At 70.0% G+C, this 8,302-nt stretch carries 8 protein-coding genes; 2 read left to right on the top strand and 6 right to left on the bottom strand.

Going from position 1 to position 8,302, the window contains the following annotated elements; all coding sequences use genetic code 11:
- From miaA to mutL, 3 genes are all read right to left on the bottom strand, one after another.
- Positions 1 to 529, bottom strand: a 529-nt coding sequence (gene miaA / locus AC1DY5_RS32370) for a tRNA (adenosine(37)-N6)-dimethylallyltransferase MiaA (RefSeq protein ID WP_478118143.1), incomplete at its 3' end; no start/stop codon positions are given.
- A gap of 46 nt (positions 530 to 575) precedes the next feature.
- Positions 576 to 1,556, bottom strand: a complete 981-nt coding sequence (locus tag AC1DY5_RS32365) for an alpha/beta hydrolase (protein WP_478118141.1) — start codon at positions 1,554 to 1,556, stop codon at positions 576 to 578.
- 162 nt (positions 1,557 to 1,718) lie between these two features.
- Entirely contained in the window at positions 1,719 to 3,581 is a 1,863-nt protein-coding gene (gene mutL / locus AC1DY5_RS32360) for a DNA mismatch repair endonuclease MutL (RefSeq protein WP_478118139.1), read from the bottom strand.
- A 48-nt stretch (positions 3,582 to 3,629) separates the two neighbouring features.
- Between mutL and AC1DY5_RS32355 the strand changes: the two genes are divergently transcribed.
- Entirely contained in the window at positions 3,630 to 4,277 is a 648-nt protein-coding gene (locus AC1DY5_RS32355) for a DedA family protein (RefSeq protein WP_478118138.1), read from the top strand.
- Between the two features lie 21 nt (positions 4,278 to 4,298).
- Here AC1DY5_RS32355 and AC1DY5_RS32350 read toward each other — a convergent pair whose 3' ends face one another.
- From AC1DY5_RS32350 to AC1DY5_RS32340, 3 genes are all read right to left on the bottom strand, one after another.
- The gene (locus AC1DY5_RS32350; protein WP_478118136.1) at positions 4,299 to 5,648 is read right to left on the bottom strand and encodes an alpha/beta hydrolase; all 1,350 of its coding nucleotides are present in this window, start codon (positions 5,646 to 5,648) and stop codon (positions 4,299 to 4,301) included.
- A gap of 80 nt (positions 5,649 to 5,728) precedes the next feature.
- Positions 5,729 to 6,010, bottom strand: coding sequence for a glycine zipper domain-containing protein (locus AC1DY5_RS32345; protein ID WP_478118134.1), 282 nt, complete (start codon positions 6,008 to 6,010; stop codon positions 5,729 to 5,731).
- A 122-nt stretch (positions 6,011 to 6,132) separates the two neighbouring features.
- Positions 6,133 to 7,047, bottom strand: a complete 915-nt coding sequence (locus AC1DY5_RS32340) for a LysR family transcriptional regulator (protein WP_478118133.1) — start codon at positions 7,045 to 7,047, stop codon at positions 6,133 to 6,135.
- Positions 7,048 to 7,126: 79 nt separating this feature from the next.
- On the opposite strand from AC1DY5_RS32340, the gene AC1DY5_RS32335 reads away from it, so the two are divergent.
- The coding region (locus tag AC1DY5_RS32335) for an acyclic terpene utilization AtuA family protein (RefSeq protein WP_478118131.1) at positions 7,127 to 8,302 on the top strand (1,176 nt) is incomplete at its 3' end.

Here is an 8,302-nt window from a genome sequence, read left to right as displayed (position 1 = left end):
GCCAGACCTCGAGCGCGCGCTGGACGCGCTGGCTGTCGTTCGGCGCCAGCCGCGCCGCGGTGATCGGATCGACCTCCGCCAGGCGGGCGTGCATAGCGGGCCAGCCGAGCGCGGCGGCATCGGCTTCGAGCCGCTGGCGCAGCGCCGGATCGGCCGCGGGCATCGCGTCGATGCCCTCGGCCAGTGCTTTGAAGTAGAGCATCGTGCCGCCGACCAGCAGCGTCAGCCTGCCGCGCGCCGTGATTTCGCCGATCAGGCGCCGGGCGTCCTCGACGAAGGCGGCCGCGCTGTAGGCCTCGCGCGGGTCGCGGATGTCGATCAGGTGGTGCGGCACTTCGGCGCGCTCTGCGGCGCTGGGCTTGGCGGTGCCGATGTCCATGCCGCGGTAGACCAGCGCCGAATCGACGCTGACGATCTCGACCGGTCGCTCGCGCGCGATGGCCAGCGCGGCCGCGGTCTTGCCCGAGGCGGTCGGGCCGGCGAGCGCCACGTAGCGCAGGGAAAGGGCCGGTGCGACGGGAAGCGGCATGCGCCCGAGGTTAACAAACGCGGCGCGGCGCGGCGCCGGGGGGCGCTCAGATCGCCGGGCTGGTCAGGCGGATCGGTCGCAGGGCGGTGGTTTCCGAAGGTGTGGTCGCAGGGACGGGGGGCAGCGATGCCGGCTTCGCGGGCGGCTGCGGTTCCGCGCTGGTCGCGGTTTCGGTCGGCGGCTCCTTCATGCGAAAGAGCTGCGACAGCGCGGCGCGGTACTGCGCCTGGCCGATCGAATTGGCGTTGTGGTGCGAACCGCCCTCGACCAGCACGAACATCTTCGGCACGGTCGCGGCGTCGTAGAGCTTCCTGCCGAGGGTCGGGTTGATCAGGCTGTCGGCGGCGCCATGCACCACCAGCAGCGGCGCACCAATGTCCTTGACCTTGCTGATGGCCTCGAAACGCTGGGTGATGAAGGGGCCGAAGGGCAGCCAGCCCCACTTGAAGCTGCTCGCCACGTCGGCGATCGAGGTGAAGGTGCTTTCGACGATGGTGCCGCTCTCGTCGTTCACGCGCGACGCCAGGTCGATGCCGATGGCGCCGCCAAGCGAGTGGCCGAAGATGTAGCGGGGCTGCTTCGGGTGCCGGGCCGCGAGCCAGGCCCAGGCCGCGCGGGCATCCTCGCGTACCGAATCTTCTGAGGGTAAACCCTTGGAACTCTTGCCGAAGCCGCGGTAGTCGATGGCCAGCACCGAGAAGCCCAGCTCGTGCATGCGGCGCATGCGGGGGGCCGAGCCGGCGACGTTGTAGCGGGCCCCGTGCAGGTAGAGCAGCACGGGCGTATCGGCCGATTCTGGTGCGCCGCCCAGCCACAGGCCGTGCAGGCGCGCCGGCTCCCCGGTCAGCGAGGAGTTGAAATCGATCCAGACGTCGTCCATGCCCTGGCTCATGGCTTCCGAATTGCCCCAGCTGCGGTCGCTGGGCTGGAAGATCCACTCGCGCTGGCGTTCGTCGAGCGTGGAACAGCCGCCGGCCAGCAGGGCGACCAGGGCGGTGGCGGATGCGAACAGGGACCAGGATTTCATGGAAGGCTGAAAGACAGGCCACAGGGCCAGAAAGTTCAACAACAGACCCCATGCAACGGGCGTGCCGACCGGGTCGATGACCCGGTAAACCCTAGGATTTGTAACGCTTTTGACTGCTATTTAGTCCGTTTTCAAGTTTTGTAAGCGAAGGAAAAAGACGGCTCAGCGCCCGCGCATGAACAGCGCGTCGAGTTCCCGCACCGACAACTGGCGCCAGGTCGGCCGCCCGTGGTTGCACTGGTCGGAGCGTTCCGTGGCTTCCATCTGGCGCAGCAGGGCGTTCATCTCATCGAGAGTCAGCTTGCGGTTGGCGCGTACGGCCCCGTGGCAGGCCATGGTCGACAGCAGCTCATTCTGGGCCCGCTGCACCACGGTACTGGCGTCGTGCTGGGCCAGTTCGGCCAGCACGCTGCGGGCCAGTTCCACGGGGTCGCCATCGGCCAGGGTTCCGGGCACGGCGCGCACCGCCAAGGTGCGCGGCGAGAACGGCGTGATCTCGAGGCCGAGCGCGGGCAGCACCGCGGCGCAGGCCTCGGCGGTGGCCACCTCCTGGGGAGTGGCGGCAAAGGTCGCCGGGATCAGCAGCGGCTGGCTGCGGATGGCGGCGCCGTCGAGCTGGGTCTTCAGGCGTTCGTAGACGATCCGCTCGTGCGCGGCGTGCATGTCGACGATGACCAGCCCCTGGCTGTTCTCGGCCAGGATGTAGATGCCCTGCAACTGGGCCAGCGCGCGGCCCAGCGGCCAGGCCTCGGCGCCGCTCGAAGCAGCCGGCTCGGCCGCCGCAGCAGTGCCGGCGGCGGTCGCGAAATCCGCGGCGGCCTCCGAAGCGAAGACCGGCGCCGGATCCTGCGCCGGCGAAACACGTGGCGCGGCCGGCCACATGGCCGCCGCATCGCCGAGCCCGCGCTCGCCGCCGAAGTGCATGGCCGGCTGCGTCCACGAGGCCGACGCGGGCGCCAGCCTCGGCTTGAAGAAGGGTTCGGCCGGCGCCGCGGCCGCCTCGCCGGCCCGCGGCGCGGCCAATGCGTCCTCGATGGCATGGCGCACCGCCTGATGAACCTCGCGGCCGTCGCGGAAGCGGACCTCGATCTTGGTCGGGTGCACGTTGACATCGACCCGGGCCGGATCGATCTCGAGATAGAGCGCGTACACCGGCTGGCGCTGGCCGTGCAGCACGTCCTCGTAGGCGCTGCGCACCGCGTGGGCCAGCACCTTGTCACGCACGAAACGGCCGTTGACATAGAAGAACTGCTGGTCGGCGCGCGAGCGCGCCGCATCGGGAATGCCGGCGCGGCCGGTCACGCGCACCAGCCCGGCCTGCCGGTCGACCGCCACGCTGTTCTTCACGAAGTCGTCGCCCAGCGTGTCGGCCAGGCGCTGGTCACGTTCGGCGGCGGCGCGCCACTGCTCAACCAGTCGGCCGTCGTGCCAGACCGAGAAACCGACCTCGGGACGCGCCAGCGCATGGCGGCGCACGGCCTCGATGCAATGCGCGAGCTCGGTGGCGTCGGTCTTCAGGAACTTGCGCCGGGCGGGCGTGGCGAAGAACAGTTCGCGCACCTCGACCGTGGTGCCGCCGGCTCGCGCCACCGGACGCAATTCGCCGGTGCGGCCGTCGAGCGCGAAGGCGCCGTCGGCGCCAGCGAAGCGTGACTGCACGCTGAGTTCGGCAATGGCGTTGATGGCGGCCAGCGCCTCGCCGCGGAAGCCCATCGTGCCGACGGTCTCGAGGTCGCCGAGGCTGGCGATCTTGCTGGTGGCGTGGCGGCGCAGGGCCAGCGGCAGTTCCTCGCGCGGCAGGCCCAGGCCGTCGTCCTCGACCGAGATCAGGCGCACACCGCCGGCCGAGAGTCGCACGGTGATCTGCCGGGCGCCGGCGTCGAGCGCGTTGTCGAGCAGTTCGCGCACCACCGAGGCCGGCCGCTCGACCACTTCACCGGCCGCGATCTGGCTGATCAGTTCGTCGGGAAGCTCGCGGATCGGGCGCCGCGCGGCGGGGGCGATGGAAGAGGGAAGAGCGCTCACGGGGACATTCTAGAAGGGCGTGTTCCGGCCACCGGGATAATGCGCGTCATGGAAATCATCGCCTTTCTCGTCGACTTCATCCTTCATGTCGACAAACACCTCGAAGCCTTCGTCATCGCCTACGGGCCCTGGGTCTATGGGCTGCTGTTCCTGATCGTCTTCGTCGAGACCGGACTGGTGGTGATGCCCTTTCTGCCCGGCGATTCGCTGCTGTTCATCGTCGGGGCGCTGTGCGGCGCCGGCCTGATGAGCTTCGGCCTAGCGGTGCCGATCCTGCTGGCCGCGGCGATCCTGGGCGACCAGTGCAACTTCAGCATCGGCCGCTACTTCGGGCCCAAGGTCTTCCAGTGGGAGAACTCGCGCCTGTTCAACCGCAATGCCTTCAACCAGGCGCACGACTTCTACGAACGCTACGGCGGCGTCACGATCATCGCGGCGCGCTTCCTGCCCTTCATCCGCACCTTCGCGCCTTTCGTGGCGGGCGTGGCCGACATGACCCGCACCAAGTTCACGCTCTTCAACGTCGCGGGTGCGCTGTTGTGGGTGGTCGGCCTGTGCACGGTCGGCTACTTCTTCGGCAACCTGCCGATCGTCAAGGACAACCTCGAGAAGGTCATCTGGGCGCTGATCCTGGTGCCGGGCCTGATCGCGCTGTTCGGCGCCTGGCGCGCCCGCGGCGCGTCGACGGCGCGCTGAGGCCCTCGCCGGCAACAGGCCCTACGGCCGCTGGCGGGCCGGCACGCGCGCCGACAGCGGCTGCGGCGCGTAGGCCGGATCGATGCGGCAGCCCCTGCCGAAGCTCGGCTCGAAAGTCTTGCAGCGGGCCTCGATGTCCGCCGGCGTCGGCTTCGTGCCGTGATCGATCCAGTCGAGCAGCGCCGCGAAGAGCGCCGGGTACTCGGCATCGCTCAGATAGCTGTGCTCCGATTCGCGGCTGAAGGTCTGCACCAGCAGGTCGGCCGTGCCGGCCCGCTCGCGCACGCCGCGGTAGCTCGATTCGAGTTCGACGAAGGCGGTCGGGTCGTCGATCGCATGCAGGCTCAGCGTGGGGATCTCGACGCGGCCGGTGGGATCGCTGTCGGCTGCCAGCTTGGCCACCGCAACCGGGTCGGCGCGGTAGCGCAGCACCGCGGCATTCAGCACCGCGTCGTCGCGCGAGCCGCTGTAGCGAACGCCGACGTTGCCGAAGGGATTGCCGCCGTCGAGCCGCTCCTGCACCAGGTCGCGGAACAGGAAGGTCGACCAGTTCATGTTGCCGACCAGCGAGCGTTCGGGAATCTTGACCGTGTCGAGGATGGCCTGAAGGTTGGCGCGCTGCTGGGCTCTGCGTTCGGCCGGCGGCTTGCGCACGCCGGTGCAGTCGTCGATGCGTCGCACCAGCTCCGCAGGGCCGAGCTTCGCGTCGCGCGGCAATCCTTGCCACAGCGGATAGGCGGGCTCGGTCGGCAGAGGATGGTTGTTGCAGATCGCCTGGTAGACCACGCGCAGGTCGAGCCGGTAGTCGTAGGCCTGCGTGCCGCCGCCGAGCACGCCGCTGGTGAGCAGCAGGCCGTCGTACGGACCCTTGCGGCCATCGACCCGCGCGTACAACTCGGCGGCCTTGGCGGCCACGCCGGCGCCATAGCTCTGGCCGTGCAGCACGGTACGCCGCGGTGCGCCGAAGTTTTGCACGAACCAGGCCCGCAGTCGCTCGGTGTCTTCGGCGGCCATCGTGACGCCATAGCCGCCGCGCCGGTAGGTCGAGCCGGCCCAGGCGTAGCCGGCCTTCACGGTCACGGCCCAGCGCTGCAGGTCCTCGGTGGCGCGCGCCAGCGTCGGTGCGCCCAGTTCGGGGCCGCCGTGCGCATGCATCACGAGCACGCGGTTCCAGTCGGCCGGGATCCCGACCCAGAAGAACGCCCCCGCGCTGTCCTGGCCACTGTAGCAACGGGTCCCGGCGGTGATGCCCGCGGGGCAGGCGGTGCTCGCAGGCTCAGGGGCGGCCGCGGGCGTCGGGCTGCGGATCGTCGACGCGCATGCGCCCAGCAGAAGGGCCGAAGCGATCGCCAGCAGAGTCGGTTGTGTCATGCCGCGTTTATACGGGCGCTACGCGCCGCCACGAAAAAGCGCGCCCGCAGGCGCGCTTTTCTGGCTCGGCTCAAGTTTGCTCAATAGCGCGGGCCGTTGTTCGGGTAGTAGTTGTTCGACGGGTAGTAGCGTTGCTGGTAGTTGCGCTCGTCGACGTTGCGCCCCACCTGGTTGCCGATCAGGCCGCCGACGGCRGCGCCACCGACCGTCGAGGCCGTGTTGCCGCCGATCGCATTGCCGATCAGCGCGCCGCCCACCGCGCCGCCCGCGGTACCCAGTTGTTGGTTGGGTCCGCCGGCACAGCCGGCCRGGGTCATGATGCCCGTGGCCGCCGCGGCCACGATCCAGAGTCTCGTATTCATGATGTCCACCTTTCAGTGATTGGATGAACTCATTGTTCGGAAACGGCGCGCGGCGAATGTAGGAGCGGGCCCCGGGATGGTGAGCGAATGCAGGATCGATGCRTGAGCGGCAAACCCGCGGCTCAAGCGGGCCTCAGGCTGCCCAGCCGCGCGACGACCAGCGCGTGCAGCGCCTGCGCCGCCACCGACAGGCTGCCTTCGCGCCGCTGCACGATGTAGACCGTGCGCTGGAGCGCCGCGTGCACCAGCGGCCGCGTCACCAGCGTGTCGCGCCGGAAGTGGAACAGCGTCAGCGCCGGCACCGCGCTGATTCCCAGGCCGGCCTCGACCAGTCCCATCACCGTTGCCAGATGCTCGACCTCGAAGGTGGTCTGGAGCCGCAGCGGATGCAGCACGGCGTCGATCGACTGCCGCACGCTGCTGTTGCGCGTCATCTGGATGAAGGGCCAGGGCGCGAGCTTCTTCAGCGTCAGGCGTGGCTCGGTGGCCAACGGATGGTCGGCTCTGCAGACCAGGTGGAAGCGGTCGCTGCAGAGCCGGCGCGCCACCAGGTCGCTGGCCGATGCCGTGCCCGCATCCGACGCCGCGAGCGCGAAGTCGACCCGGCCGCCGCGCAGCAGCGCGATGCAGGCATCCGACAGCGCATCGTCGAGTTCCAGCGTAATGCCCGGCCAGCGCTGCTGGAACTCTTTGAAGATCGCCGGCAGCCAGCCCGCGGCGAGCGAGGGCAGCGCCGCCACGCGCACCCGGCCCGTGCGCCGCTCGACATGGTCGGCCAGGTCGGCCAGCGCGCTGCCCATGTCGTCCAGCAGGCGCCGCGCCGGGCCTTCGAACAGCCGGCCTTCGGGCGTCAGTTGCACGCTGCGCGTGTCGCGGTCGAAGAGCCGGGCGCCCAGCGTTTCTTCCAATGTACGGATCAAGGCGCTGAAGGCGGGCTGCGAAAGGTGGCAGGTCTGCGCCGCGCGCGTGAAGTTGCGTTGCTCGGCCAGCGCGAGGAAGGCGCGCAGCTGCCGGCTGGACAGATCCGGATGCTTCATGGCTTATTTGAATTGCGGATCAATTGATCCGAACTTTCGATTTTACGGATGATATTCCCGGGTCTACAGTGCAACGCATATGACCTCCATCCAACGTCCCGCGCTCCTGATCGGATGCGCCGCCGGCTTCTCGGGCGACCGCACCGATGCGGCCGGTCCCGTGGTCGACACGCTGATCGCGCGGCTGGCCCGCGGCCCCGAGGGCCAGCGTGCCTTCCTGATCTTCGAAACCCTGGCCGAGCGCACGCTGGCGCTCGCGCAGCTGCGCCGCCGTGCCGATCCCGAGGCCGGCTACGAGCCGCTGCTGGACGCCATGCTGCGCCCGGTGCTGGCGCGCTGTCTGGCGAACGGCATCCACATCGTGAGCAACTTCGGCGCCGCGAATCCGCGCGCCGCCGCACGGCACATCGCGCGCATGGCGCGCGAACTCGGCACCGAGCCGCCGAAGATCGCGGTGGTGCAGGGCGACGACCTTTCGGCGCCCGCGCAGCTCGCGCTGCTGTGGCGCGAACTCGGCGCGCAGATGGACGGCATCCGGCTGGTCAGCGCCAACGCCTATATCGGCGCCGACCCGATCGCGGCCGCGCTCGATGCGGGCGCGCAGATCGTGGTCTGCGGGCGCGTCGCCGATCCCTCGCTCACTGTCGGGCCGGCGCTCTCGCACTTCGGCTGGCGCAGCGACGACTGGGAGAAGCTGGGCCGGGCCACGATGGCGGGCCACTTGCTGGAATGCGGCGCCCAGGTCTGCGGCGGCTACTTCGCCGATCCGGGCTACAAGGACGTGCCGGGGCTCGCGCGGGTCGGCTTCCCGATCGCCGAGATCGCGGCCGATGGCAGCTGCACGATCGGCAAGGCGGAGGGCACCGGCGGCCTGGTGACCGAGGCGACCGTCAAGGAGCAACTGCTCTATGAAGTGCACGATCCCGCCGCCTATCTCACGCCGGACGTCGTCGCCGACATCGCCGAGGCCGAGGTCGAGGGGCTCGGCGCCGACCATGTGTCGCTGCGCGGCGTGCGCGGCCATCCGCGGCCGGCGCACTACAAGGTCAACGTCTGCCACGAGGGCGGCTGGCTGGCCGAAGGCGAGATCTCCTACGCGGGCCCGCGGGCCGAGGCGCGTGCCAGGCTGGCGGCCGAGGTGCTGCGCGAGCGGCTCGACGGCTTGCTGCTGCGCGTCGACCTGATCGGTGCGCTCAGCATCCTGGGCGACGATGCCGGCCGTGCGCTGGCCGCCACGCCCGACGCAGGACTGCGG

This window comes from Variovorax sp. P4_D9, assembly GCF_056401695.1.
The sequence above is the reverse complement of the archived record's forward strand: the minus strand, read 5'-3'. Positions and strand labels throughout refer to the sequence as shown.